Annotated in this window: 23 protein-coding genes, 2 pseudogenes and 1 riboswitch; of the genes and pseudogenes, 11 read left to right on the forward strand and 14 right to left on the reverse strand. The window is 71.9% G+C overall.

Annotated features, from left to right (window positions below; genetic code table 11):
• Window positions 1-80: 80 nt before the first annotated feature.
• Window positions 81-1,532, forward strand: a complete 1,452-nt coding sequence (locus tag RNL97_RS22420) for a catalase (RefSeq protein ID WP_243315076.1) — start codon at window positions 81-83, stop codon at window positions 1,530-1,532.
• Between the two features lie 79 nt (window positions 1,533-1,611).
• Here RNL97_RS22420 and RNL97_RS22425 read toward each other — a convergent pair whose 3' ends face one another.
• Complete coding sequence (locus RNL97_RS22425) at window positions 1,612-2,016, reverse strand: CBS domain-containing protein (RefSeq protein WP_243315078.1); 405 nt, start codon at window positions 2,014-2,016, stop codon at window positions 1,612-1,614.
• Between the two features lie 137 nt (window positions 2,017-2,153).
• Window positions 2,154-2,954: a histidinol-phosphatase gene (gene hisN / locus RNL97_RS22430; RefSeq protein WP_243315080.1), complete on the reverse strand. Its 801-nt coding sequence runs from the start codon at window positions 2,952-2,954 to the stop codon at window positions 2,154-2,156.
• A 122-nt stretch (window positions 2,955-3,076) separates the two neighbouring features.
• On the opposite strand from hisN, the gene RNL97_RS22435 reads away from it, so the two are divergent.
• Entirely contained in the window at window positions 3,077-3,718 is a 642-nt protein-coding gene (locus RNL97_RS22435; protein WP_030576825.1) for a TetR family transcriptional regulator, read from the forward strand.
• Here the strand turns inward: RNL97_RS22435 and RNL97_RS22440 are convergent.
• From RNL97_RS22440 to RNL97_RS22455, 4 genes are all read right to left on the reverse strand, one after another.
• Complete coding sequence (locus RNL97_RS22440) at window positions 3,675-3,998, reverse strand: DMT family transporter (RefSeq protein ID WP_030576828.1); 324 nt, start codon at window positions 3,996-3,998, stop codon at window positions 3,675-3,677. The genes RNL97_RS22435 and RNL97_RS22440 overlap by 44 nt on opposite strands.
• A gap of 141 nt (window positions 3,999-4,139) precedes the next feature.
• A complete protein-coding gene (rsgA, locus tag RNL97_RS22445) occupies window positions 4,140-5,156 on the reverse strand; it encodes a ribosome small subunit-dependent GTPase A (RefSeq protein WP_243315082.1) in 1,017 nt (338 codons plus the stop codon).
• 3 nt (window positions 5,157-5,159) lie between these two features.
• Window positions 5,160-6,512 (reverse strand): 3-phosphoshikimate 1-carboxyvinyltransferase, encoded by a 1,353-nt coding sequence (gene aroA / locus RNL97_RS22450; protein WP_030576834.1) that lies wholly within the window; start codon window positions 6,510-6,512, stop codon window positions 5,160-5,162.
• A gap of 103 nt (window positions 6,513-6,615) precedes the next feature.
• Window positions 6,616-7,329: a M50 family metallopeptidase gene (locus RNL97_RS22455; protein ID WP_030576837.1), complete on the reverse strand. Its 714-nt coding sequence runs from the start codon at window positions 7,327-7,329 to the stop codon at window positions 6,616-6,618.
• A 53-nt stretch (window positions 7,330-7,382) separates the two neighbouring features.
• Between RNL97_RS22455 and RNL97_RS22460 the strand changes: the two genes are divergently transcribed.
• The 8 genes and pseudogenes from RNL97_RS22460 (at window position 7,383) to def (ending at window position 14,000) form a co-directional block, all read left to right on the forward strand.
• Window positions 7,383-8,198 (forward strand): SOS response-associated peptidase, encoded by an 816-nt coding sequence (locus tag RNL97_RS22460; protein WP_313751113.1) that lies wholly within the window; start codon window positions 7,383-7,385, stop codon window positions 8,196-8,198.
• A gap of 54 nt (window positions 8,199-8,252) precedes the next feature.
• Window positions 8,253-8,894, forward strand: coding sequence for an alpha/beta hydrolase family protein (locus tag RNL97_RS22465; protein ID WP_243315084.1), 642 nt, complete (start codon window positions 8,253-8,255; stop codon window positions 8,892-8,894).
• A 312-nt stretch (window positions 8,895-9,206) separates the two neighbouring features.
• Complete coding sequence (locus RNL97_RS22470) at window positions 9,207-9,863, forward strand: sigma-70 family RNA polymerase sigma factor (RefSeq protein WP_010061546.1); 657 nt, start codon at window positions 9,207-9,209, stop codon at window positions 9,861-9,863.
• Window positions 9,860-10,180, forward strand: a complete 321-nt coding sequence (gene rsrA / locus RNL97_RS22475; protein ID WP_006127465.1) for a mycothiol system anti-sigma-R factor — start codon at window positions 9,860-9,862, stop codon at window positions 10,178-10,180. The genes RNL97_RS22470 and rsrA overlap by 4 nt, the downstream gene beginning before the upstream one ends.
• A gap of 138 nt (window positions 10,181-10,318) precedes the next feature.
• A pseudogene (locus RNL97_RS22480) lies at window positions 10,319-11,370 on the forward strand (HD-GYP domain-containing protein); the annotation flags it as partial.
• Window positions 11,327-12,198, forward strand: a pseudogene (locus tag RNL97_RS22485) (HD-GYP domain-containing protein); the annotation flags it as partial. The pseudogenes RNL97_RS22480 and RNL97_RS22485, both read left to right, overlap by 44 nt.
• Before the next feature lie 92 nt (window positions 12,199-12,290).
• A complete protein-coding gene (locus tag RNL97_RS22490) occupies window positions 12,291-13,286 on the forward strand; it encodes a tetratricopeptide repeat protein (RefSeq protein ID WP_006127468.1) in 996 nt (331 codons plus the stop codon).
• 75 nt (window positions 13,287-13,361) lie between these two features.
• Window positions 13,362-14,000 carry a peptide deformylase gene (gene def / locus RNL97_RS22495; RefSeq protein WP_030576849.1) on the forward strand — a complete coding sequence of 213 codons (639 nt, stop codon included), beginning with the start codon at window positions 13,362-13,364 and terminating at the stop codon, window positions 13,998-14,000.
• Window positions 14,001-14,007: 7 nt separating this feature from the next.
• On the opposite strand, the gene RNL97_RS22500 is transcribed toward def, so the two are convergent.
• Window positions 14,008-14,982 carry a GlxA family transcriptional regulator gene (locus RNL97_RS22500; RefSeq protein WP_030576851.1) on the reverse strand — a complete coding sequence of 325 codons (975 nt, stop codon included), beginning with the start codon at window positions 14,980-14,982 and terminating at the stop codon, window positions 14,008-14,010.
• A gap of 81 nt (window positions 14,983-15,063) precedes the next feature.
• Between RNL97_RS22500 and RNL97_RS22505 the strand changes: the two genes are divergently transcribed.
• Complete coding sequence (locus tag RNL97_RS22505; RefSeq protein ID WP_313751114.1) at window positions 15,064-15,273, forward strand: hypothetical protein; 210 nt, start codon at window positions 15,064-15,066, stop codon at window positions 15,271-15,273.
• Between the two features lie 13 nt (window positions 15,274-15,286).
• Here RNL97_RS22505 and RNL97_RS22510 read toward each other — a convergent pair whose 3' ends face one another.
• The 7 genes from RNL97_RS22510 to RNL97_RS22540 form a co-directional block, all read right to left on the reverse strand.
• Window positions 15,287-16,303, reverse strand: coding sequence for a ribonucleotide-diphosphate reductase subunit beta (locus RNL97_RS22510; RefSeq protein WP_030576858.1), 1,017 nt, complete (start codon window positions 16,301-16,303; stop codon window positions 15,287-15,289).
• The gene (locus tag RNL97_RS22515) at window positions 16,303-18,723 is read right to left on the reverse strand and encodes a ribonucleoside-diphosphate reductase subunit alpha (protein ID WP_313751115.1); all 2,421 of its coding nucleotides are present in this window, start codon (window positions 18,721-18,723) and stop codon (window positions 16,303-16,305) included. Before RNL97_RS22515 ends, RNL97_RS22510 begins: the two co-directional genes overlap by 1 nt.
• Window positions 18,724-18,859: 136 nt before the next feature.
• A riboswitch (cobalamin riboswitch) is annotated at window positions 18,860-18,983 on the reverse strand.
• A gap of 64 nt (window positions 18,984-19,047) precedes the next feature.
• The gene (locus RNL97_RS22520) at window positions 19,048-19,557 is read right to left on the reverse strand and encodes a GNAT family N-acetyltransferase (RefSeq protein ID WP_030576864.1); all 510 of its coding nucleotides are present in this window, start codon (window positions 19,555-19,557) and stop codon (window positions 19,048-19,050) included.
• Between the two features lie 30 nt (window positions 19,558-19,587).
• Window positions 19,588-20,268, reverse strand: a complete 681-nt coding sequence (locus RNL97_RS22525) for a hypothetical protein (RefSeq protein WP_030576867.1) — start codon at window positions 20,266-20,268, stop codon at window positions 19,588-19,590.
• A gap of 123 nt (window positions 20,269-20,391) precedes the next feature.
• Window positions 20,392-20,595 (reverse strand): YbdD/YjiX family protein, encoded by a 204-nt coding sequence (locus tag RNL97_RS22530; RefSeq protein WP_030576869.1) that lies wholly within the window; start codon window positions 20,593-20,595, stop codon window positions 20,392-20,394.
• The gene (locus tag RNL97_RS22535) at window positions 20,592-22,817 is read right to left on the reverse strand and encodes a carbon starvation CstA family protein (protein WP_030576871.1); all 2,226 of its coding nucleotides are present in this window, start codon (window positions 22,815-22,817) and stop codon (window positions 20,592-20,594) included. The genes RNL97_RS22530 and RNL97_RS22535 overlap by 4 nt, the downstream gene beginning before the upstream one ends.
• A gap of 162 nt (window positions 22,818-22,979) precedes the next feature.
• Entirely contained in the window at window positions 22,980-23,969 is a 990-nt protein-coding gene (locus tag RNL97_RS22540; RefSeq protein ID WP_030576873.1) for a helix-turn-helix transcriptional regulator, read from the reverse strand.
• Window positions 23,970-24,182: the final 213 nt, after the last annotated feature.

Here is a 24,182-nt window from a genome sequence, read left to right on the forward strand (position 1 = left end):
AGGATCGAGAATGGCATTGGCCAAGGGACAGGGCTGTACAGGATCGACCGCTGTGCAGGGATACGACGCAGGAGGCGCACGTGACGCAGGGACCGCTGACGACGGAGGCCGGCGCGCCGGTCGCCGACAACCAGAACAGTGAGACAGCGGGCCCCGGCGGTCCTGTTCTCGTCCAGGACCAGGCGCTGCTGGAGAAGCTCGCGCACTTCAACCGCGAGCGCATCCCGGAGCGCGTCGTGCACGCCCGCGGCGCCGGCGCGTACGGCACCTTCACGCTGACCCGCGACGTCTCGCGGTGGACCCGGGCGAAGTTCCTCTCCGAGGTCGGCAAGCAGACCGAGACCTTCCTGCGCTTCTCGACCGTGGCGGGCAACCTCGGCTCCGCCGACGCCGTGCGCGACCCCCGCGGCTTCGCGCTGAAGTTCTACACCGAGGAGGGCAACTACGACCTCGTCGGCAACAACACCCCGGTGTTCTTCATCAAGGACGCCATCAAGTTCCCCGACTTCATCCACACCCAGAAGCGCGACCCGTACACCGGTTCGCAGGAGGCGGACAACGTCTGGGACTTCTGGGGGCTGTCGCCCGAGTCGACGCACCAGGTGACCTGGCTCTTCGGCGACCGCGGCATCCCGGCCACGCTGCGCCACATGAACGGGTACGGCTCGCACACCTACCAGTGGAACAACGAGGCCGGCGAGGTCTTCTGGGTCAAGTACCACTTCAAGACCGACCAGGGCATCAAGAACCTCACCCAGGCCGAGGCCAACAAGCTCGCCGGTGAGGACCCCGACAGCCACCAGCGGGATCTGCGCGAGGCGATCGAGCGCGGTGACTTCCCATCCTGGACGGTGCAGGTCCAGATCATGCCCGCGGCGGAGGCGGCGACGTACCGCTTCAACCCGTTCGACCTCACCAAGGTGTGGCCGCACGCGGACTACCCGCCGATCGAGATCGGCAAGCTGGAGCTCAACCGCAACCCCGAGAACGTCTTCGCCGAGGTCGAGCAGTCGATCTTCAGCCCCGCTCACTTCGTGCCGGGCATCGGCCCGTCCCCGGACAAGATGCTCCAGGGCCGCCTCTTCGCGTACGGCGACGCCCACCGCTACCGCGTCGGCATCAACGCCGACCACCTGCCGGTGAACCGTCCGCACGCCACCGAGGCGCGGACCAACAGCCGGGACGGCTTCCTCTACGACGGCCGGCACAGGGGCGCCAAGAACTACGAGCCCAACAGCTTCGGCGGCCCCACCCAGACCGACCGGCCGCTGTGGCAGCCGGTCCCGGTCACCGGGGCCACCGGCAGCACCGAGGCTCCCAGCCATGCCGAGGACAACGACTTCGTGCAGGCGGGCGACCTCTACCGGCTCTTCTCCGAGGACGAGAAGGTCCGGCTGGTCGAGAACCTCGCCGGGTTCATCGCCAAGGTCTCGCGCGACGGCATCGCCGAGCGCGCGATCGACAACTTCCGCCAGGCGGACGGCGACTTCGGCAAGCGGCTGGAAGCCGCGGTCCAGGCCCTTCGCGGCTGACCGGACGCTTGTCGTCGACGGTGGGCCGGACCCCCTCGCGGGGGTCCGGCCCAGCGGTCGTTTCGGCCCCCGGCAGACGTCAGCCTGCCGCCGCGGCGGGCGTACGGCGACGGGCGGGCGCCCAGCAGCGGATGATGTCGCGCACCGACACGATGCCCACCGGGCCGGCGCCGTCCAGCACGATCAAGTGCCGGAACCCTCCGTGCGTCATGGCTTCCGCGGCCTCCTCCAGGGTCCAGGCCGGGGCGGCGAACACCACGTCGGTGGTGGTGTGGGCGGACGCGGTCTCCCGGTCGGGATCCATCCCCGATCCGATCGCGTCGAGGATGTCGCGCTCGGTGATGATGCCGAGCCCGCAGGTGTCCGGGTCGTGGACGACAGCTGCCCCGATGCGCCGGGCCGACATCAGCCGGGCCGCCTGGCGGAGCGTGTGAGTGGGGCCGATGGTGAGGACCACCGTGGTCATGGCGTCACGGACGAGCATGAATCGAGCCACCTCCTCGGTGAGCCGACTCTGTGAGTCGATTCACAAGTTCACAAGTGGGGGGACTCTCAGAGTTGCACCCTTGGGGCGGGTCGACAAGGGGGTGGGCGGGCGCGCGCCGGGGGCGTGTACGCAGCTCAGTAGCGCTGGTTGAGGTAGCCCAGCAGCTCGTCGTGGAGGAGGCCGTTCGAGGCCGCCGCGTTTCCGCCGCCCGGACCGTCCTCCCCGTCCAGCGAGGTGTACCTGCCGCCGGCCTCCTGGACGACGACCGCGGGCGCCGCCATGTCCCACAGCGAGAGTTCCGGCTCCGCGCAGATGTCCACGGAACCCTCGGCGACCATCATGTACGGCCAGAAGTCCCCGTAACCCCGCGTCCGCCAGCAGGCCCGGGTGAGGTCCAGGAGGCCGTCGAGGCGGCCCTGCTCCTCCCAGCCCGACAGCGAGGAGAACGCGAACGAGGCGTCCGCGATCCGCCCCACCTTCGACACGTGCATCCGGGTCGCGGAGGTGAGGCTGCGGCCGGTGTACGCGCCCGCGCCCTTCGCCGCCCACCAGCGCCGGTTCAGCGCGGGCGCGGAGACCACGCCGACCACCGGCCGGAAGCCCTCGTCACCCGCCTCCATCAGCGAGATCAGCGTCGCCCACACCGGCACCCCGCGCACGTAGTTCTTGGTGCCGTCGATCGGGTCGATCACCCAGCGCCGCGGACCGGAGCCCTCGACCCCGTACTCCTCGCCCAGGATCGCGTCCCTCGGGCGGGCCCGATGCAGATGGCCCCGGATCAGCTCCTCGGCGGCCTTGTCGGCCTCGCTCACCGGAGTCATGTCCGGCTTGGTCTCCACCTTCAGGTCGAGAGCCTTGAACCGGTCCATCGTCGCGGCGTCGGCGGCGTCCGCCAGTACGTGGGCGAGGCGCAGATCATCGTGGTAGTCGGGCATGCCGCCACAGTATCCAGCGCCGCCGGACGCGGGCCACAGCGCCCCTGTTGCCCGGAACCCTTGACAGCCCCCGGGGGCGCGTCAACCCTGAACGGCAGGATCCCGGGGCGGGGGAGGCGACGATGCCGACAGCGCGGCAGGCCCTGCTGGACGCCGCCCTCCGGGCCCTGGCCGACCGGCCCTGGCGCGCCGTGCGCATGGCCGACGTCGCCACCCTGGCCGATGTCTCGCGCCAGACCCTCTACAACGAGTTCGGCACCAAGGGCGGACTGGCCGGGGCCCTTCTGCGAGGGGCCGCCGAGGGCTATCTCGCCGGGGTCGACCGCGCCCTGACCGCCCCCGCGCCCGATCGTCCGGCCGCCGTCGCGCTCTGGACCCTGCGGGCCGCCCGCCAGGACGCGCTGGTCAGGGCGCTGCTCACGGGGCACTGGGCGGAGGGGCTGCCCCACCCGGACCGGCGGCCGGGATCCCGGGGGCGTACGGGCGGGAAGCCGCCGCCGGAGCCCGACGAACTGCTCGCGCTGGTACGGGACCGGATGGCGGCGGCGTCGCCCGGGGTCGCCGCCGACCGCTGCGAGATCGTCCTGCGCCTCGCGCTGTCCTGCGTGACCGTTCCGGTGCCGGGCGACGACGCCGCGGACAGCCGCGCGCTCCGACTCGTCCGGGAGGCGGCGCGGCCGGCGGTCCGGGAGGGGCCCGCGGTTCGGGAGCGGGCGGGGCTCAGTGGGCCGACCCGGAGAGCTGGAGGCCGATCACACCGATGATCACGAGGGAGATCGACACCAGCTTCAGGGTGGAGACCACGTCGCCGAGGAAGATCATGCCGTAGATCGCGGTCCCGGCCGCGCCGATCCCGGTCCACACCGCGTACGCCGGGCCGACGTCCAGTTTCCGCAGCGCCAGGGTCAGGAGCCCGAAGCTGCCGAGCGCGAAGACGGCGAACGCGATCGTCGGCCAGAGCCGGGTGAATCCGTGCGAGAGCTTCAGACACACGGCGAAGCCGGTCTCCAGCAGTCCTGCGACCACGACCAGCAGCCACGCCATCGTCAGTTGCCTCCCGCATAGGTGACGGCTTCGTCCCACTCGGTGCGATTATGCCTTCACCGGTCGTTGAAGTCGGCAAACATGCCCGGGCGCCGTGGCCGATTCCGCTCGGTACGGTCCGTGCGGGAGGCTCTGGCTCCGTCAGTCGCCCTCGCGCCTCTCGCGGGTGGCGAGGAGCCGGCGCAGGGAGTCCAGCCGCGCCGGGTCGGCGTGCCCCTCGGCCACCCAGGCGTCCAGTGCGCATTCGGGCTGGTCCGCGTCGTGGGTGCAGCCACGCGGGCACTCCTCGGTGCCCGGCACCAGGTCCGGGAAGGCGTTGATGACGCGCGACGGGTCGACGTGGTGCAGCCCGAAGGAGCGCACGCCCGGGGTGTCGACCACCCAGCCCCGGTCGCCGGGCAGCGGCAGCGCGAGGGCCGAGGTGGTCGTGTGCCGGCCCCGGCCGGTGACGGCGTTGACGTTGCCCGTGGTCCGCCGCCGGTCCTTCGGAACCAGGGCGTTGACCAGCGTCGTCTTGCCGACCCCGGAGTGCCCGACGAAGGCGGTGACCTTGCCCTCCAGCAGCTCGCGCACCCGCTCCGCCGCGTCGCCGTCCTCCAGCTCCTCGCGGCTGGTCACGATGTACGGGACGCCGAGCGGGGTGTACGCCTCCAGCAGCTTGTCCGGCGACGCCAGGTCGGACTTGGTCAGCACGAGCAGCGGGGTGAGCCCGCCGTCGTACGCCGCCACCAGACAGCGGTCGATCATGCGCGGGCGGGGCTCCGGGTCGGCCAGCGCGGTGACGATCGCCAGCTGGTCGGCGTTGGCGACGACCACGCGCTCGTACGGATCGTCGTCGTCGGCGGTGCGGCGCAGCACCGTACGGCGCGGGGCGATGCGCACGATCCGGGCCAGGGTGTCCTTCTCGCCGGAGAGGTCACCGACGATGGAGACGGTGTCGCCCACCACGGCGGCCTTGCGCCCCAGCTCGCGGGCTTTCATCGCGACCACGGTCCGGCCGTCGACGAGGCAGGTGAGCCGGCCCCGGTCGACGGTGAGGACCATCCCGTCCTCGGCGTCCTCGTGCTTGGGCCGGATGTGCGTGCGCGGCCGGTTGCCCTTGCGGTTGGGGCGGACGCGGATGTCGTCCTCGTCGGGGTTCTTCCCGTAGCGGCGCATGATCTAGATCCCGAGCATCCCGGTCCACATGTCCGGGAAGTCCGGCAGGGTCTTGGCGGTCGTGCCCACGTTCTCGATCTCCACGCCCTTCACCGCCAGGCCGATGATCGCCCCGGCGGTGGCCATGCGGTGGTCGTCGTAGGTGTGGAATACGCCGCCGTGCAGCGGGCGCGGGCGGATGTGCAGCCCGTCGGCGGTCTCGGTGACATCGCCGCCCAGCTCGTTGATCTCCTTGGTCAGCGCCGCCAGCCGGTCCGTCTCGTGCAGCCGCAGATGGGCGACGCCGCTCAGCGTGGAGGGGGAGTCGGCCAGGGCGGCGACCGCCGCGATGCCCGGGGTCAGCTCGCCGACCTCGCCGAGGTCCACGTCGATGCCGTGGATCCGGCCCGTACCGGTGAAGGCCAGTCCGCGTTCGGTCAGCTCGCAGGAGCCGCCCATCGCGGTGAAGATCTCGCGCAGCGCGTCGCCCGGCTGGGTGGTGCGCTCGGGCCAGTCCGGGATCGTGACCCGGCCGCCGGTCACCAGGGCCGCGGCCAGGAACGGCTGGGCGTTGGAGAGGTCCGGTTCGATCGTCAGGTCCCGGCCGAGCAGGGCGGAGGGGGAGACCCGCCAGACGTTGGGCTCACCGCCCGTCTCCGGCTCGTCCACCTGGGCGCCGACGGCCCGCAGCATGTCGACGGTCATCCGGATGTGCGGCATCGAGGGGAGCACGGCGCCGGTGTGCCGGACCTCCACGCCCTGGTTGAACCGCGGCGCCGACAGCAGCAGTGCCGAGACGAACTGCGAGGACGACGAGGCGTCGATCGAGACCGGGCCGCCCACCAGCGCCCCGCCGCCGTGCACGGTCAGCGGCAGCGCGCCGCGCCCGTCGTCGTCGATCCGCGCGCCGAGCGCCCGCAGGCCCTCGATCACCCCGGTCAGCGGGCGCTCGTAGGAGCGGGGGTCGCCGTCGAAGCGGATCGGGCCGTCGGCGAGCGTGGCGACGGGCGGCAGGAAGCGCATGACCGTGCCCGCGTTGCCGACGTCGACCGTGGCCGGGCCGTGCAGTCCCGCCGGGATGACCCGCCAGGCCTCGCCCGAGCTGTCCGGGGAGGCCGCGGCGGACGGGCTGCTCGCGGACGAGGAGGAGACGGTCTCCTCGATGCCGACGCCCATGGCGCGCAGCGCGTCGGCCATGAGCAGGGTGTCGCGGGAGCGCAGCGGGCGGCGCAGCCAGCCCGGCTCGGCGGCCAGCGAGGCCAGCACGAGCGCGCGGTTGGTGACCGATTTCGATCCGGGCACGGTGACGGTCGCGTCGACGGCCCCGCTCGCATGAGGGGCGGGCCAGAGGGCGGGCTGCACGGAACTCTCGGTCATGGCCATCACTTTAGTGGCTTTACGCCGACCTGGATCCTGGCCAAAAGGGCGTAAACCGTCCCGTGATCCGAGAGTGGTCCGCACCGGAGGGGCCACCCCGGCCTCACCAGCCCAGCAGCCACCGCCCGCCGCCGATCAGCGAGCACAGCGACACCGCGTGGAAGAGGAACAGCCACAGCACCGCCGGGGCGTGCGTGAGCCGGGCCAGCTGGTCCGCGTCGGAGTCCGGGGCGCCGCCGTGCCGCCGCTTGGACTGGAGCTCGAACGGCGGCCGCACCCCGCCCAGCAGCAGGAACCACACCACCACGTACGCGAACGCCGACTGCACGTCCGACGAGGCCAGCCAGGACACCAGGAGGAACGTGGTGCCGGTCAGGATGACGGTGAGGGCCCCGTACACATTGCGGATCATCACCAGCATCACCGCGAGCAGGGCCGTCGCCACCCACAGCAGGAGAGTGATCCTGCCGTTCGTCAGCAGCCAGGCGCCGCCCAGGCCCAGCAGGGACGGGGCCGTGTAGCCCGCCGCCGCCGTGAGGATCATGCCGATCCCCGTCGGCTTGCCGCGGCTCACGGTCAGCCCGCTGGTGTCCGAGTGCAGCCGGATGCCGGAGAGCTGCCGCCCGGTGAGCAGGGCCACCAGACCGTGGCCGCCCTCGTGCGCGATGGTGATCGTGTTGCGGGCGAGGCGCCATATCGGGTTCGGTACGACCGCGATGAGCCCGAGCGTGGCCGTCACCACCACCAGCCACTGCTCGGGAGCGGGCTGGGTGCCGGTCACGCGATCCCACAGATCGCCCAATTCGGTGCTGTTCATTGGCCGGGCGACTCCTTGCGGTCGGTGGGGGCGGTCGTGGCAGTCTGGCACTCATGTGCGGACGGTATGCAGCGAGTCGGAAGCCCGAGGACCTGACCGGACTCTTCGGCGTCGAGAAGTGGGAGCCCACCGAGACCCTGGAGCCGGACTGGAACGTGGCGCCGACCAAAGAGGTCTACGCGGTTCTGGAGCGTCCCGTCAAAGACGCGGACGACCAGCGTCCGGTTCGCCAGCTGCGCGCCCTGAAATGGGGACTCGTACCGTCCTGGTCCAAGACCCCCGACGGTGCCGCCCGGATGATCAACGCCCGCGCGGAGACCGTGCACGAGAAGCCCTCCTTCCGCCGTGCCTTCGCCCAGCGCCGCTGCATCCTGCCCGCCGACGGCTACTACGAGTGGGTCACCGGCGCGGAGGAGCGGCAGCAGGAGGAGAAGAAGGGCAAGAAGCGGCCCCGCAAGCAGCCGTACTTCGTCACACCCGCCGACGGCTCCGTCTTCGCGATGGCCGGGCTGTACGAGTTCTGGCGCGACACGACCCTGCCCGGCGACCACGAGAACGCCTGGTGGGTGACGTGCTCGGTGATCACCACCGAGGCGGAGACCACGCCGCTCGCCGTCGCCCCCGCCGAGGGGCCCGGCGCGCTCGCCGACATCCACCCCCGGATGCCGCTGATGCTCACCCCGGACCGCTGGGACGCCTGGCTGGACCCCTCGCGCACCGGTGAGGACGAGCTCCGGGCCCTGCTGGAGCCGCCGCCCGGCGGGCTGATGCGCGCCTACCCGGTGGCCACCGCCGTCAGCAACGTCCGCAACAACGGGCCCGAACTGCTGGAGGAGCTGGCGGCGCCGGAGGAGTCCACGCTGTTCTGAGGTGCGCGGGGGAGTCCACGCTGTTCGGGGGCGTGCGCGGGGGAGGATGGCGCGGTGAGCCGTCAACCACGTACGCAGAACGTCACCACCGACGCCGGTGAGGCCCGGATCACCTGGGTCCCCGCCTCCGCACCCCGCCGCGTGCTCGCCGTGAGCCACGGGGCGGGCGGCGGGATCGAGGCCCGCGACCTGAAGGCGCTGGCCGCCGCCCTGCCCGGACAGGGCGTCACCGTCGCCCTGGTGGAGCAGCCCTGGCGGGTGGCGGGCAAGAAGGTCGCACCCGCCCCGAAGACCCTGGACACCGGGTGGCGCGGACTGTGGCCCGCCCTTGCCGCCCCCGGGCTCCCCGTCATCGCCGGAGGCCGCAGCGCCGGGGCCCGCGTCGCCTGCCGGACCGCCACCGAACTGGGCGCGGCGGCCGTCCTCGCGCTCAGCTTCCCGCTGCACCCCCCGGGCAAGCCGGAGAAGTCCCGCGCCGACGAACTCCTCGGCACCGGCGTGCCCACGCTGGTCGTGCAGGGCGGCAACGACCCGTTCGGCAAGCCCGGCGAATTCCCGCCCGGCTCGTACACGCTGGCCGAAGTGCCCCACGGCGACCACGGGTTCGCGGTGCCGAAGAGGTCCGGCCTGACCGAGGAACAGGCGATGGGCATCCTCACCCGAGCGGTAACCGGGTGGCTCACGTCACTCGGATGACCCAGTGCCCACCGGCCGGCACGGCCGTCGCACGCGTGTCAGCGGCCCCGGGAATGCTCCGCGCCGGGGCGCTGTTGTTCGGGACGTCGGTACAACAACGTCGTACGTGGAGAGGGAGTCCGTCGCATGGGTTCGACCATCTGCCCCAGCCGCTCGAACGCCGCTGACCTGGAGTGGACCGTGCTGCCCGCGGCGAAGACCACCTCCGAGCGGACCCTGGGCGCGGGTAATCGACAGGCCGCCACCAGGCAAGGTCGACTATTCTCCGAGGCGAGCGGGTCCGGTTTCGGCTCCGCCACATCGTTGGAGGAGGTGGGTCCGGTCACTGGGACCGACACAGGGACCGACGACGGCCGCGCACCCGAGACGCCCGCCGAGCGCAACGCGCGCTTCGAGCGGGACGCGCTCGGCTTTCTCGACCAGATGTACTCGGCCGCGCTGCGCATGACGCGCAACCCCGCCGATGCCGAGGACCTGGTACAGGAGACCTACGCCAAGGCGTACGGCTCCTTCCACCAGTTCCGTGAGGGCACCAACCTCAAGGCGTGGATGTACCGCATCCTCACCAACACCTTCATCAACTCGTACCGCAAGAAGCAGCGGGAGCCCCAGCGCAGCGCCGCCGAGGAGATCGAGGACTGGCAGCTGGCCCGGGCCGAGTCGCACATGTCGACCGGTCTGCGCTCGGCGGAGTCCCAGGCCCTCGACCATCTCCCGGACTCCGACGTGAAGTCGGCGCTCCAGGCGATTCCCGAGGAGTTCCGCATCGCCGTCTATCTCGCCGATGTCGAGGGCTTTGCCTACAAGGAGATCGCGGACATCATGGGGACTCCCATCGGTACGGTGATGTCCCGGCTGCACCGCGGCCGTCGCCAGCTGCGCGGCATGCTGGAGGACTACGCCCGTGAGCGCGGGCTCGTCGCGGCCGGTGCCGGTGACTCGGACGATCGGAAGGGCTCGGCCTCATGAGCTGCGGAGAGCCGCACGAGACGGATTGCTCGGAGGTCCTCGACCATCTCTACGAGTTTCTCGACCGGGAGATGCCCGAGGGCGACTGCACCAAGTTCGAGGTGCACTTCGAGGAGTGCTCCCCGTGCCTGGAGAAGTACGGCCTGGAACAGGCCGTGAAGAAGCTGGTCAAGCGCTGCTGCGGACAGGACGACGTCCCGACCGACCTGCGCTCCAAGGTGATGGGCCGGATCGACCTGATCCGGGCCGGCGAGGCCGTGCCCGATCAGGACGTGACCGTGCAGGACACGGACCGGTCGGCGACCGCCGCCGAATAGTCACCCGAATGTGCTCATCGGATCCGTAGCGGCTCGGTGAGCCGCACACCTCGCTAGCGTGGCGCGTCCATCGACCATGCTGGGGGGCGAGCGCGGGCGTGAGCGGCACACCGGCGGCGGCGCGTGCCTGCATCCTGGCCGCCGTCCTCTGCGCGGTCTGCTGCACGCTTCCCGCGTACGCCCCCGACGCCCCGGTTCCCTGGGGCACGGTTGTGCTGTTGGCCGCACTCGGGCTCGGCTGCGCGGCGGCCGGGCGCCGCTCGCCGTCCGGCGGCCCCGGACTTCCCCCGCGCCCTGCTGCCCGCCTGCGCCGCGGCGGTCGCCTTCAGCCTGGTGCTGACCGCGCTCGACTCCCTCGTCCTCGCGGCGGCGGAACGCAGGCCCGTGCACCGCAGCGTGTACGGACTCCTGCCCCTCGCGCTCGGTCCGCATCTGGTGCACGCGCTCGCCGGGCTGATGACGGCTGTCCTGTGGCGGAGCCCGTACGGCCCGCTCTCCGCGCTCCTCGTGCTGCTCCCGACGCACCTCTCCTGCTGGGCGTTCGCGCAGTACCACCGCGAACAGACCGCCCGCCGCGCCACCGTCCGCGCCCTGGTGCACGCCGTCGACATCAAGGACACCTACACCCGGGGCCACAGCAACGCGTCGGCCGGGCCTCCGTTCTGATCGCCCGTGAACTCGGCATGGACGAGCGCCGGGTGGAGGGGCTCCGGTTCGCCGGGATCCTGCACGACATCGGCAAACTCGGCGTCCCCACCCGGGTGCTGCGCAAGGACGGGCCGCTCACGCCCGAGGAGCGGCGCGTCATGGAGCTGCACCCGGAGTACGGGCACGAGATCGTCCGGGGCATCGGCTTCCTGGACGAGGCCCGCGACGCGATCCTGCACCACCACGAACGGCTCGACGGCAGCGGCTATCCGTACGGGTTCAGCGGCTCGCGCATCCCCGAGTCCGCCCGGGTCGTGGCCGTCGCCGACGCCTTCGACGCGATGACCTCCACCCGCTCCTACCGCCGCGCCCGCCCGGTCTCCGCCGCGCTCGCCGAGCTGGAGCGGTGTGCGGGCAGCCAGTTCGACCCCCGGATGGTGGGGGCGCTGGACCGCGCCCTGCGCCGACACGGCTGGAGCGCCGCCGACGCCGCCGTCACGGAGCGCCGGGCGGCCGACCGCGCACGGGGCGCTCCAGGTGGTCGCCGTGGTGGCCGCCGCGCAGGCGCTCGCCGCCGTACCGCCGAGGGCGCGCGGCCGTCGCACGGACGCCGACCGGGCCGCGCGCCGGACCCTGACCGTGGGCTTCGCGGCGCTCTGCTTCCAGCCGCCGTACGCCTCCGGGCAGGCCGAGCGCTGGTTCGGCGACGGACCGTACTTCCCGCTGTTCCCGCTCGCGGTCCTGGCGCTGACCGCCCTCTGCGACGCTGTGCTCGCCGCCCTCCTGGTGCGTTCGGCGGCCCGCGCCGAGGGGCCCGGCGCCCTGCCCCCGTACGGATCGCTCCTGGTCGACGAGGTGCGCGCGCTCGCCGGGATCGGGACCGCCATCGGGGCGACCACGCCGCCCGGCCACGCCCGCCGGGTCGCCGCACTCGCCATCGCGGTGGGCCGGGAGCTGGGCTGACCGGGCCCCGGCTGACCGTCCTCGAACACGCCGCCCTGATGCACGACATCGGCCAGCTCTCCCTCGTCGACCCGGTCGCCGGTGGGGCGACCGCCCGGCTGCCCGCCGCCGAGCAGCGCCGGATCGCCCTGCTCGGCGGGGCGGTGGTCCGCCGTACCGGGGCCGATCCGGAGGCCGCGGCGGTGGTGGAGCAGCAGGCCGATCCCTACCGGGAACAACCGCTCGCCGCCAGGATCGTCAGGACGGTCAACGCATACGACGACCTGTGCGGGGAAGGCGTGGGCGGGCCGCTCGGGGCGCTGGAGCAGCTCAGGCTCGGCACCGGGCACGACCACCAGCCGCAGGTGGTCGAGGCGCTGGGACGCGTCCTGGCGCGGGGCGGTCTGACCCGGGCCGGAGCTGGGTAACCCATGGGTAATGAGCGGGCGTCCGGCCGGGCATGGTTGGATGCGAAAGCAGAGTGGATGACGAGGGTGTCCAGTCGGGACAGGCGGGAATCGTGAGGATCTTCGGGAAGGTACGGCATCGGCCGTCCGCCTCTTGGCGGCAGGCCACGGACCGCGCGTTCACGCTGATCGGCGACGGCCGGTACGAGGACGCGGGGGCGCTGCTGACGCGTGCGGCGGATCTGGAGCCCTGGCTCTCGGAGTCCTGGTTCAATCTGGCCCTGCTGCACAAGTTCCGGCACGACTGGGAGCAGGCCCGCGCGGCGGGCCTGCGGGCGGTCGCGTTGCTGGACCGCGAGTCCGGCGCCCCGGACTGGTGGAACGTGGGGATCGCGGCCACCGCGCTCCAGGACTGGCCGCTGGCGCGGCGGGCCTGGCAGGCGTACGGACTGAAGGTCCCCGGCGGCGGCCAGCACAGCGCGGCCACCACCGAGCCGACCGGCATGGAGCTGGGCAGCGCCGCCGTGCGGCTCTCGCCGGAGGGCGAGGCCGAGGTGGTCTGGGGCCGCCGGCTCGACCCGGCCCGGATCGAGGTGCTGTCGATCCCGCTGCCGTCCTCGGGGCGGCGCTGGGGCGAGGTCGTCCTGCACGACGGGGTGCCCAACGGCGAGCGGGTCACCGCGGCCGGGCCCGCGTACCCGGTGTTCGACGAGATCGAGCTGTGGGCGCCGTCCCCGGTGCCGACCTGGGTGGTGCTGCTGGAGGCGGCCACCGAGGAGGACCGGGACGCGCTGGAGAAGCTGGCATCGGACGCCGGGTTCGCCGCGGAGGACTGGTCCTCGTCCGTGCGCCTGCTGTGCCGGGCGTGCTCCGAGAGCCGGATGGAGAGCGACGAGGGCGACGGGGAGCACCTGGACCCGCACGACCACAGCGAGCCGGGCCACCCGGGACCCCTCGGCCACCGCACCGCCGGGGCCGGCGACCTCTGGGTGCCCGAGCGCGAGTGCGGTCTCGCCGCCCCCGCCGGACTGGTGCGCGGGCTGCTGGACGGCTGGGTCGCCGACAGCCCGGACAGCCGCGAGTGGCGGGATCTCGAAGAAGTCTGCTGACCGCTGCCCGTAGGCTGTAGGCGCACCGATCGCGGTGCGGTACCCCCAGGTTTTGCAGGAAGGCGTACGGCGGACATGTCGCAGCAGGAGACGGACGGGCGGATCGACGTGGACGACGAGGGGTTCGTCGTCGACACCGAGGACTGCGAGGAGCGCGAGGCGGCCTACCGTGCGCGCGGCACCTCGCGTCCGATCACGGTCGTGGGCAACCCGGTGCTGCACAAGGAGTGCAAGGACGTCACCGCGTTCGACGACGAGCTGGCCCAGCTGATCGACGACATGTTCGCCAGCCAGAAGACCGCCGAGGGCGTCGGCCTCGCGGCCAACCAGATCGGCGTGGACCTGAAGGTCTTCGTCTACGACTGCCCGGACGACGACGGCAAGCGTCACACGGGCGTCGTCTGCAACCCGGTCCTGGAGGAGCTGCCACCCGAGACGCGGGTGCTCGACGACTCCAACGAGGGCTGCCTCTCGGTCCCGACCGCGTACGCCTCCCTCGCCCGCCCCGACTACGCGGTGGTGCGCGGCCAGGACGCCAAGGGCAACCCGATCCGGGTCAAGGGCACCGGCTACTTCGCGCGCTGCCTCCAGCACGAGACGGACCACCTGTACGGCTACCTGTACATCGACCGGCTCTCCAAGCGGGAGCGCAAGGACGCGCTGCGGCAGATGGAAGAGGGCACGCCGCGCTACGAGACCGTCCCCAACGACTGAGGACCCCTCAGGCGGCGTCGGCCGTGGCCGCCGGGCCCCGGAAGGTCCGGCGGTAGGCGTTCGGCGTCGTACCGAGCGTGCGCACGAACTGGTGCCGCAGCGTCGCCGCCGTGCCGAAGCCCGTCTGGCCCGCGATCGTGTCGATCGTCCGGTCGGAGGTCTCCAGCAGGTGCTGGGCCAGCAGCACCCGCTGCCGCAGCAGCCAGCGGTACGGCGTGGTCCCGGTCTCCTGCTGGAACCGCCGGGCGAAGGTGCGCGGTGACATGTGCGCCTGCGCGGCCAGCTGCTCCACCGTCATCTCCCGGTCGAGGTGCTGCTCCATCCACGCCAGGGTGGCGCCGACGGTGTCGCAGGCGTTCCTGGGCAGCGGCCGGTCGATGTACTGCGCCTGGCCGCCGTCCCGGTGCGGCGGGACCACCATCCGCCGGGCGATGGTGTTGGCCGCGTCCTGCCCGTACTCCTGGCGGACCAGATGCAGGCAGGCGTCGATCCCGGCGGCGGTCCCGGCCGAGGTGATGACCGGGCCCTCGTCGACGTAGAGCACGTCCGGCTCCACGATCGCCCTCGGGTAGCGGCGGGCCAGATCCGCCGCGTGCCGCCAGTGCGTCGTGCAGCGGCGGCCGTCCAGCAGCCCGGCCGCGCCGAGGACGTACGCCCCCGAACAGACGCTCAGCACCCGCGCACCGCGCTCCACGGCCCGGCGGAGCGCCGAGAGGGCCTCTTCCGGATACGTCCGGGCCATGACGTTGCCGCTCGCGGGGACGGCGACGAGGTCGGCCTCCTCCAGCCGGTCCAGGCCGTAGGGCGTGCTGATGGTGAAGCCCGCGTGGGTGCTCAGCCGGGGCCCCTCGGCGGAGACCACCGCGAAATCGTGCACCGGCAGCCCCTCTTCGCTGCGGTCGAGGCCGAACACCTCGCACAGCACGCCGAGTTCGAAGGGGTGGACCTCGTCCAGCAGCAGGACGGCGACATTTTGCAGCATGGAGTCATTGTGGCAGTAATTTGATGCTGTGTGGCAGTGCTGCCACTGACCACAATCCCCCGGGGGGACGAAGGTGGAGCCATGAACCTCTTCCTGGACTACCTCGTCGTGACCGCCCTCCTCGCCCTCGTCCTCCTCCCCGCGGGCCTCGGCCTCGCGCGTGAGCGCCGCATCGACCGCCAGCTGCGCGACGCCGCGCGCAGGGAGGCGGAACCCACGGAAACGGAAAGCGCCGCGCGGCCTGTCACGGCCACGCGGCGCCCTCACCTCAGGAGTTGGGCCAGGGTCTGAGGACCCCTCGGGTCTAGAAGTCGTCGTCGAACCCGACCGAGCCCTCGACGGCCACCTGGTAGGCGGACGGGCGGCGCTCGAAGAAGTTCGTCAGCTCCTGGACGCCCTGCAGCTCCATGAAGGAGAACGGGTTCTCCGAGCCGTACACCGTCGGGAAGCCGAGGCGGGCGAGCCGCTGGTCGGCGACGCACTGCAGGTACTCGCGCATCGACTCGGTGTTCATCCCCGGCAGCCCGTCGCCGCACAGGTCGCGGCCGAACTGCAGCTCCGCGTCGACGGCCTCCTTCAACATGTCGGTGACCTGCTGCTGGAGCTCGTCGTCGAAGAGGTCCGGCTCCTCCTTGCGGACGGTGTCCACGACCTCGAACGCGAAGTTCATGTGCATCGTCTCGTCACGGAACACCCAGTTGGTGCCCGTGGCGAGACCGTGCAGCAGGCCGCGCGAGCGGAACCAGTACACGTAGGCGAACGCGCCGTAGAAGAACAGCCCCTCGATGCAGGCCGCGAAGCAGATCAGGTTCAGCAGGAAGCGACGGCGGTCGGCCTTCGTCTCCAGCCGCTCGATCTTCTCGACCGAGTCCATCCACTTGAAGCAGAACTGCGCCTTCTCGCGGATCGACGGGATCTCCTCGACCGCGTCGAACGCCGCCGCCCGGTCGTCCGGATCGGGCAGGTAGGTGTCCAGCAGCGTCAGATAGAACTGGACGTGCACGGCCTCCTCGAAGAGCTGCCGCGACAGGTACAGCCGCGCCTCGGGGGAGTTGATGTGCTTGTACAGCGTCAGCACGAGGTTGTTGGAGACGATCGAGTCACCGGTCGCGAAGAACGCCACCAGCCGGCCGATCATGTGCTGCTCACCCGGCGACAGCTTCGCGAGGTCGGCGACGTCCGAGTGGAGGTCGACCTCCTCCACGGTCCAGGTGTTCTTGATCGCGTCCCGGTAGCGCTCGTAGAAGTCCGGGTAGCGCATGGGACGCAGGGTCAGCTCGAATCCCGGGTCGAGCAGGTTCTTGTCTCGGGTGGAGCTCATTACTGGCAGGCCTCGCAGGACTCGGGGTTTTCCAGGGAGCAGGCGATGGCGTCCGCGTCGGGCGCCTGCGCCTGCTGTACGGGAATGGGGGCGGCGGACGCCTGGCCGGACGCGGCACGGGCGATCCTGGTCGCCGGGCGCGAACGCAGGTAGTACGTCGTCTTCAGCCCCTGCTTCCAGGCGTACGCGTACATCGAGGAGAGCTTGCCGATCGTCGGCGTCTCCAGGAACAGGTTGAGCGACTGGCTCTGGTCCAGGAACGGCGTACGGGCCGCCGCCATGTCGATCAGCCCGCGCTGCGGGATCTCCCACGCCGTGCGGTACAGCGCCCGCACGTCCTCGGGGATCCAGGCGAAGCCCTGCACGGAGCCACTGGCCTCGCGCAGCGCCTCACGGGTGCGGGCGTCCCACACGCCGAGCTTCTTCAGCTCGTCCACCAGGTAGGCGTTGACCTGGAGGAACTCACCGCTGAGCGTCTCGCGCTTGAACAGGTTGGAGACCTGCGGCTCGATGCACTCGTACACGCCCGCGATCGAGGCGATCGTCGCGGTCGGCGCGATGGCGAGCAGCAGGGAGTTGCGCATGCCGGTCTTCGCGATCCGGGCGCGCAGGGCGTCCCAGCGCTCCGGCCAGTTCAGCTCGGTGGCGTAGTGGTCGGGGTGCAGCGCTCCGCGCGCGGCACGCGTCTGCGACCACGCCGGCAGCGGGCCCGAGCGCTCGGCGAGGTCGCAGGACGCCTCGTACGCGGCCAGCATGATCCGCTCGGAGATCTTCGTGGAGAGCGCGCGGGCCTCGGGGGAGTCGAAGGGCAGGCGCAGCTGGAAGAAGACGTCCTGGAGGCCCATCGCGCCCAGCCCCACCGGCCGCCAGCGGGAGTTGGAGCGCCCGGCCTGCTCGGTCGGGTAGAAGTTGATGTCGACGACCCGGTCCAGGAAGGTCACCGCCGTACGGACGGTGGAGTCCAGGCGCTCCCAGTCGATCGAGCCGTTCGCGACGAACGCGCCCAGGTTGACCGAGCCCAGGTTGCAGACGGCCGTCTCGCCGTCGTCGGTGACCTCCAGGATCTCCGTGCACAGGTTCGACGAGTGCACGACCCGGCCCGGCTCGGCGGTCTGGTTGGCGGTCCGGTTGGAGGCGTCCTTGAACGTCATCCAGCCCTGGCCGGTCTGCGCGAGGGTCCGCATCATCCGGCCGTACAGCTCGCGCGCCGGCATCGTCTTGCGGGCCAGGCCCTCGGCCTCGGCGGCGCGGTAGGCGGCGTCGAACGCGTCGCCCCACAGGTCGACCAGCTCGGGCACGTCCGCCGGGGAGAACAGCGACCACTCGGTGTCCGCGTCGACCCGGCGCATGAACTCGTCCGGGATCCAGTGGGCCAGGTTCAGGTTGTGCGTACGCCGCTGGTCCTCACCGGTGTTGTCGCGGAGCTCCAGGAACTCCTCGATGTCCGCGTGCCAGGTCTCCAGGTAGACCGCCGCGGCGCCCTTGCGCCGGCCGCCCTGGTTCACCGCAGCCACGGAGGCGTCCAGCGTCTTGAGGAACGGCACGATGCCGTTGGAGTGCCCGTTGGTGCCCCGGATCAGCGAACCCCGGGCGCGGATGCGGGAGTACGACAGGCCGATGCCGCCCGCGTGCTTCGAGAGCCGCGCCACCTGGTGGTAGCGGTCGTAGATCGAGTCCAGCTCGTCCTTCGGCGAGTCCAGCAGATAGCAGGAGGACATCTGCGGGTGCCGCGTACCGGAGTTGAAGAGGGTGGGTGAGGAGGGGAGGTAGTCCAGCTTGCTCATCAGCCCGTAGAGCGCGGCGACCTCGTCCAGCGCCCGAGCCGACTCGTCCTCGGCGAGGCCCGCGGCCACCCGCAGCATGAAGTGCTGCGGGGTCTCGATGACCTGGCGGGTGATCGGGTGGCGCAGCAGGTAGCGGCTGTGCAGCGTACGGAGACCGAAGTAGCCGAAGCGGTCGTCCGCGCCCTCGGCCAGCGTCCGCTCCACCAGCTCGTCCAGCGCCTTCGCGTGCAGCTCGACGAAGGCGGCGGTGCGGTCGGCGATCAGGCCCTCGCGGTGGCCCACGGCGACCGAGGCGGAGAAGTGCGTGGCGCCCTGGCCCGCCGCCTCGTCCGCGATCGTGCGGGTCAGCAGCCGGGCGGCCAGCCGGGAGTACGCCGGGTCCTCGGAGATCAGCCCCGCGGCGGCCTCGGTGGCCAGCGAGCGCAGCTCGGCCTCGTCGGAGCGGGCGTTGCGCCCGCGCAGGGCTGCGGCGGCGACCCGGCCGGGGTCGGTGTCGGGAAGATCGACGGTGAGGTCGGTCAGGGTCCGCAGCAGGGCGGTCCCGGGTCCGTCGTCGGAGGCTTTCCCGGCCGTGGTGGACGCTGCGGACACGGCGGATTCGGTGGCTGAAACCGGATCGGCGGGCGCGATGGTCACTGGGCTTTCCCTCGCTCGGCTGGGGCCGGCGGAAGGAGGGGGAGCCGGGCAGCGCGAAACCCGGGGCGGGGCAGCACTGCTGACGGCGTCCACCGGCCTGTCCGCGAGGCCCGGACGTCTGGCGTCCGGTTCGGTCGAGCCGGACGCGCTGTCGGCAGGTCTTCGGACTTGAAGGTGCGCAAAAGCGCACTGATCACACCGTTGCGGGACAGTTCCGGATTCGCACCGGATTCCCCTGCGGCGACAGCGAAGTCGAGCATACATGTGGGGGCCGCCGGATGAAGCGGCCCCCACATGTTGTGTCGCGACGATTCGGCGCGCCCCTCAGGAGGGAGCCTCCAGCTCCAGCCGGAAGGTCATGAGCCCTAGTCCCGGCACCGGTTCCCAGTCCCGTTCGGGGGTCCGTACGAAGCCGAGCCGACGGTAGATCCTCTGGGCTGCGAGCATGGCCGGCTGTGTCGACAGCACCAGAGCCCGCACGCCGTCGGTGGCCCGTGCGCGCTCGACGCACGCCCGCACGAGGGCCTCTCCCACCCCCCGTCCGCGCCCCTCGCGGGCCACGGCCAGCATCCGGAATTCGGCCTCGTCCGGACCGGCGATGTCGCGCCACGGGGTGCCCGGTGCGGCATACGTCACACCGCCGAGCACCGCCCCGTCCGCGTCGAGCGCGACGAGGACCTCGGCCTCGGCCGCGCGCTGTCCGACCGCCCGCAGCTTGAGCAGATACGGGTCCTGCGGGCCGTCCAGCAGACTCTCGCCGAGATACGCCTCGGCGATGATCTCGCCGAGGACGGCGTACTCGCCGGGCTCCGCCGCCCTGATCGTCAGATCCATCAGCCGCTCGCTCCCGCGTCGGTTCCCATGTCAGCCACTCGCTCCCACATCGTTGTTCGGGGCGCCGTCGCCCACCGGCGGCAGGTCCCCCCGCTCGACCGGCTGCTGACCGGCGGCCTCGCCGGGCGGCGGCAGTACCTGGTCCAGCTCGTGGTCGTCGGCGCGGTGGGCGGCCAGGGCTGCCGCCCGCAGCGTCGCCCGGTCCACGTCCTGGCGTGTTCCGCTCAACGTCACGACCAGGTCGCCCTGTTCCCGGGCGTACGCGTGGCCCGACTCCGTGGCCCGGTACCACTGTTCGCCGTCCCGCTCGCAGGTCACCAGGGGCTCCCGGCCGCTGCCCGACGCGGGCCCCTCCGTGCAGTCGGCGCCGGCGTGCGGGAGGCGTTCCACCGACAGCCGGATCTGCCCGCCGTCCGGGTCGGTGTAGACGCTGCCGAACCCGTCCTCGCCGAGCACCCCGACCGACTGGCGGGCCAGGGCGTAACCCGCGGCCTCGGTCACCCACACATGCTCCGCGACGGTCTGCACGGCCCGCGCCCGCGCCTCCAGCTCCGCCCGGCCGGGCGCCGCACCGGCCGAGGAACTCCTGTCCGCCGCCGTCTGCGAGCCGGGCGCCGGCTCGGTGCCGCAGCCTGTCGCCGCCAGGGCCAGGGCCAGCGCCGTGGTCAGAAGGAGGGGCCGGAGCCGGGGCGACCGGGAGCGCGGTGTCATGGGCACATCCTTTCGTACGGTGAGGGGCTCGGCGTCCCGCACGGCCACGCCCGGGGCGGGTCCACGGAAGGGGGCCGCCGCGCCCCTGGACGGGATGCGGCGGCCCCGGTTCGGCCGACGGGCTCAGCAGCAGCGGAAGCCCTCGCGGGGATCCGCCTCGCGGGCGTCCGTGCGGCTGCGTTCGAAGGCGCGACGGGTCATCACCGGCGCGTCCGGATCGTGCGTCCTGGCGTGCGCCACATAGCGGTCGTACGCGGACTCACCGGTCAGCTCACGGACGTACCAGCGGATCCGTCCGGCCACCCGTCGTACGTCCGCGAGCGTCATGTCCGGCTCCCCGTCTCCGCCGGCTCCTTGCGGATGCCGCCCTCGGGTCCGACGCCGGCGGCGGCCAGTTCGGCCTTCTCCTCCTTGGTGGCGAAGAGCGAGGCCGGCGCGACGAGCCTGGACCCGACGTACGGCGTCTCGTGGAGCTTGACGCTCTCCGGGTCGCGGATGGCCTTGTAGCAGACCCGGCCGGCGTCCACGAGCACCACGATGATGAGGAGCGCGAACAGCGCGCTGAGCACCCCGTCGACCGTGGAGTTGGTGACGACGGTCCGCATGTCGTCCATGGACTTGGCCGGCGCCAGCACCTCGCCCGCGTCGATGCCCGCCTGGTACTTGTCGCGCTGGGCGAAGAAGCCGACCTTCACGTCGTCGGAGAAGATCTTCTGCCAGCTCGCTGTGAGCGTGACCGCCACGTCCCAGGCGAGCGGGACCGCGGTGACCCACGCCCACTTCAGGCGGCCGGACTTGACGAGCAGGGTGGTGCAGACGGCCAGCGCGACGGCGGCCAGCAGCTGGTTGGCGATGCCGAAGAGCGGGAAGAGCTGGTTGATGCCGCCCAGCGGGTCGTGCACGCCGACCCAGAGGAAGTAGCCCCAGCCGCCGACCACGACGGCACTGGCGAACCAGACGCCCGGCTTCCAGCTGACCTCGCGGAACGGCTTGTAGGCGTTGCCCAGCATGTCCTGGAGCATGAAGCGCCCGACCCGGGTGCCCGCGTCCACCGTCGTGAGGATGAAGAGCGCCTCGAACATGATGGCGAAGTGGTACCAGAACGCCTTCATGGCGGTTCCGCCGACCACCGCGGAGAAGATCTCCGCCATACCCAGCGCGAACGTGGGCGCACCGCCGGTCCGGGAGAGCAGGCTCGCCTCCTCGACGTCCTTCGCGGCCTGGGCCAGGGCGTCCGGGGTGATGGTGAAGCCGAAGTCGGCCACGGCCTGCGAGGCGGACTGGACGCTGTCGCCGATCACGCCGACGGGCGCGTTGATGGCGAAGTAGAGGCCGGGGTCGATGATGCAGGCGGCGATCATCGCCATGATCGCGACGAACGACTCGACCAGCATGGCGCCGTAGCCGATCATCCGGATCTGCGTCTCCTTCTGGACCATCTTCGGCGTGGTGCCCGAGGAGACCAGGGAGTGGAAGCCGGAGAGCGCGCCGCAGGCGATGGTGATGAAGACGAACGGGAACATCGAGCCGGCGAAGACCGGGCCCGAGCCGCTGGAGGCGAAGTCGGTGACCGCGGGCATCTTCAGGGTCGGCAGCGCGACGACCACGCCCACCGCCAGCAGCCCGATCGTGCCCACCTTCATGAAGGTGGAGAGGTAGTCGCGCGGGGCCAGCAGCAGCCACACGGGGAGCACGGAGGCCAGGAACCCGTACGCGATCATCCAGATGACCAGCGTGCCCGGCTCCAGCGTGAAGAAGTCCGCCCAGGACGACTCGGCGACCCAGCCGCCCGAGACGATCGCGAGCAGCAGCAGCGCGACGCCTATGAGGGAGACCTCGCTGACCTTGCCGGGCCGCAGGATACGCAGATAGACGCCCATGAAGAGGGCGATCGGGATCGTCATGCCGATGGAGAAGACGCCCCACGGCGAGTGCGCGAGCGCGTTCACGATGACCAGCGCGAGGACCGCGAGCAGGATGATCATGATGATGAAGACCGCGACCAGGGCGGCGATCCCGCCGACCGGGCCGATCTCGTCGCGCGCCATCTGACCGAGCGAACGGCCGTTGCGGCGGGTCGAGAAGAAGAGCGTCACCATGTCCTGGACGGCGCCGGCGAAGATGACGCCGACGACGAGCCAGATCGTGCCGGGCAGATACCCCATCTGGGCGGCGAGCACGGGCCCGACCAGCGGACCCGCTCCGGCGATGGCGGCGAAGTGGTGGCCGAACAGCACCCGTCGGTCGGTGGGATGGAAGTCGACACCGTTGTCCAGCCGTTCGGCCGGGGTCGCGCGGTTCTTGTCGGTCTTCAGCACCCGGTTGGCGATGAACCGGGAGTAGAAGCGGTACGCGATGGCATACGAACCGAGGGCCGCCGCCAGCATCCAGGCGGCGGATACCTCCTCACCCCGCGAGAGCGCGAGGGTGGCCCAGCCGATGGCGCCGGCCAGGGCCACCAGGCTCCAGACGGCTATGGACTTCGGGGTCGGTCCGCGCTGCCCCGTAGCTGGTGAGACAGGTGGTGCTGGTGTGGGCGATTCCGCCATGTGGTGCTCCGTCCCCTCGCTGATCACCGGTGCGATGGGCAGGAAATCTATGGGACGCGTCCGGCCAGCGTCACCCCCTGTCCGCATTGCGGTCCGGCAACGGTGATGTGTCGCAACAGGACACGGGCAGCGCGTTGACCCGGTTCACCCGGTGCGGCCCGGTCAGACCCAGCCCCGCCGGGCCGCCTCGGCGCCCGCCTGGAATCTGCTGCGGGCCTGCATCCGGGCCGTCAGCTCCGCGTTCATCCGGCGCACGGTGCGCAGGGACACCCCCAGGCGGCGGGCGGCGGTCGCGTCCGTGTGCCCCTTCGCCAGCAGCGACAGCAACTCGTCCTCCTGCGGGGTCAGCCCGTTGCCGTCGCGGGCGGGAGCGGAGCCGAGCGGGGTGGCGTCCGCCCACAGCTGCTCGAACAGCATCCGGGCCACCGCGACGGCCCCCTTGCTGCGCAACTCCAGGGCGCCCGCCCGCCCGTCGTCGGGGTCGAGCGGTACCAGCGCGACCTCACCGTCGACCACCACCATCACCAGCGGTAGCGTCGGCAGCGTCCGGCTCTCCGCGCCGAGCGACCCCAGCCGGTTCACATAGCGCAGGGTGGGCGGGTCGTTGCGGAAGCTGTCCTGGTAGATGCTGCGCAGCCGCACCCCGCGCTCCAGCGCCCGCCGGTCCAGCGGCCAACTCGCCTCCAGCGTGTCCGGGGACTGCGCGCCGCCGGGCAGCAGCGAGAGGCACTCCGCCCTGGCCAGCTCGGCCAGTTCGGTCAGCCGCTCGCGGACCGCGTCGAGCCCCTCCAGCCGTTTGACGACGTCGAAGCCGCCCGCCCGCCGTCCCCGGTCCGTGGTGAGGGCCGACATCGCGTCCCTGGCCACTTCAAGTCCGCGCTGCTGCCGGGCCAGTTCCGCCTCCCGGCGGGAGAGGAGGAACGGCAGGCTGGCCGCCGGATCCAGGGCCCGGAAGACCGGCGGGCCCTGCTCCGTACCGCTGGGGCCGTCGTCCAGCAGACACAGCTCGGCCAACTGGTCCAGGGCCCGGCGCACATCCTCCTCGCTCCGCCCCAGCCGCGCCACGATCTCGTCGAACCGCAGCTCCGGTTCCTCCAGGACGAGCCGGTAGACCAGCTCCGTCCGCGCGTCCAGCCCCAGCACCTCTAACATCCCTGGCTCCCCCGCCGATGTCACGCCGTCCCCGCACGCCGGTGCGGGGCGTCCCTTCAGCACCGGCGCGAGTGTAGGGGTGGGGCGTTGTGAAGGTATAGACCAGGTCCACGGGGTGGATGGGCCCAGGAGCGCGCGCGTGGCCGGAAACGCCGAGGCCCGCCGGCGGCCGGAAGGCACCGCGACGGCGGGGGCGGATGGCCGCAAGGTGTC

The sequence above is a fragment of the Streptomyces parvus genome (genome assembly GCF_032121415.1).
Lineage (GTDB): Bacteria > Actinomycetota > Actinomycetes > Streptomycetales > Streptomycetaceae > Streptomyces > Streptomyces globisporus_A.

Bases quoted from the DNA above. Each gene is read 5' to 3' on its own strand.
- rsgA (WP_243315082.1), bottom strand. From the start codon at position 5,156: ATGCGCCGCTACGGGAAGAACCCCGACGAGGACGACATCCGCGTCCGC.
- RNL97_RS22500 (WP_030576851.1), bottom strand. From the start codon at position 14,982: ATGCTGCAAAATGTCGCCGTCCTGCTGCTGGACGAGGTCCACCCCTTC.
- RNL97_RS22520 (WP_030576864.1), bottom strand. From the start codon at position 19,557: ATGGATCTGACGATCAGGGCGGCGGAGCCCGGCGAGTACGCCGTCCTC.
- RNL97_RS22505 (WP_313751114.1), top strand. From the start codon at position 15,064: ATGAACCTCTTCCTGGACTACCTCGTCGTGACCGCCCTCCTCGCCCTC.
- aroA (WP_030576834.1), bottom strand. From the start codon at position 6,512: ATGACCGAGAGTTCCGTGCAGCCCGCCCTCTGGCCCGCCCCTCATGCG.
- RNL97_RS22530 (WP_030576869.1), bottom strand. From the start codon at position 20,595: ATGACGCTCGCGGACGTACGACGGGTGGCCGGACGGATCCGCTGGTAC.
- RNL97_RS22540 (WP_030576873.1), bottom strand. From the start codon at position 23,969: ATGTTAGAGGTGCTGGGGCTGGACGCGCGGACGGAGCTGGTCTACCGG.
- def (WP_030576849.1), top strand. From the start codon at position 13,362: ATGTCGCAGCAGGAGACGGACGGGCGGATCGACGTGGACGACGAGGGG.
- rsrA (WP_006127465.1), top strand. From the start codon at position 9,860: ATGAGCTGCGGAGAGCCGCACGAGACGGATTGCTCGGAGGTCCTCGAC.
- RNL97_RS22455 (WP_030576837.1), bottom strand. From the start codon at position 7,329: ATGAACAGCACCGAATTGGGCGATCTGTGGGATCGCGTGACCGGCACC.
- RNL97_RS22435 (WP_030576825.1), top strand. From the start codon at position 3,077: ATGCCGACAGCGCGGCAGGCCCTGCTGGACGCCGCCCTCCGGGCCCTG.
- RNL97_RS22525 (WP_030576867.1), bottom strand. From the start codon at position 20,268: ATGACACCGCGCTCCCGGTCGCCCCGGCTCCGGCCCCTCCTTCTGACC.
- RNL97_RS22535 (WP_030576871.1), bottom strand. From the start codon at position 22,817: ATGGCGGAATCGCCCACACCAGCACCACCTGTCTCACCAGCTACGGGG.
- RNL97_RS22440 (WP_030576828.1), bottom strand. From the start codon at position 3,998: ATGGCGTGGCTGCTGGTCGTGGTCGCAGGACTGCTGGAGACCGGCTTC.
- RNL97_RS22460 (WP_313751113.1), top strand. From the start codon at position 7,383: ATGTGCGGACGGTATGCAGCGAGTCGGAAGCCCGAGGACCTGACCGGA.
- RNL97_RS22510 (WP_030576858.1), bottom strand. From the start codon at position 16,303: ATGAGCTCCACCCGAGACAAGAACCTGCTCGACCCGGGATTCGAGCTG.
- RNL97_RS22425 (WP_243315078.1), bottom strand. From the start codon at position 2,016: ATGCTCGTCCGTGACGCCATGACCACGGTGGTCCTCACCATCGGCCCC.
- hisN (WP_243315080.1), bottom strand. From the start codon at position 2,954: ATGCCCGACTACCACGATGATCTGCGCCTCGCCCACGTACTGGCGGAC.